We start from the raw sequence: 209 nt of genomic DNA, 5'->3' as shown, positions 1-209 counted from the left end.
CTTAAAGATGGTGGAGCTATGCGGGATCGAACCGCAGACCTCCTGCGTGCAAGGCAGGCGCTCTCCCAGCTGAGCTATAGCCCCATCTAGGTCGATATTGGTGGGTCTGAGTGGACTTGAACCACCGACCTCCCGCTTATCAGGCGAGCGCTCTAACCAGCTGAGCTACAGACCCAATATCGTCTCTTAACTTTTCTAAACCTAATCAA

General features: G+C 53.1%; 2 tRNA genes. Both read right to left on the bottom strand.

Going from position 1 to position 209, the window contains the following annotated elements:
* Positions 1-8 precede the first annotated feature (8 nt).
* Positions 9-84: transfer RNA gene (locus AB4482_RS22890), tRNA-Ala, on the bottom strand.
* A 14-nt stretch (positions 85-98) separates the two neighbouring features.
* Positions 99-175: transfer RNA gene (locus tag AB4482_RS22885), tRNA-Ile, on the bottom strand.
* Positions 176-209: the final 34 nt, after the last annotated feature.

The organism is Vibrio sp. 10N.222.55.C7, from assembly GCF_041473335.1.
GTDB lineage: Bacteria > Pseudomonadota > Gammaproteobacteria > Enterobacterales > Vibrionaceae > Vibrio > Vibrio crassostreae_C.
Note: the sequence above shows the minus strand (reverse complement) of the source record. Positions and strands in the feature narration are given on the sequence as shown.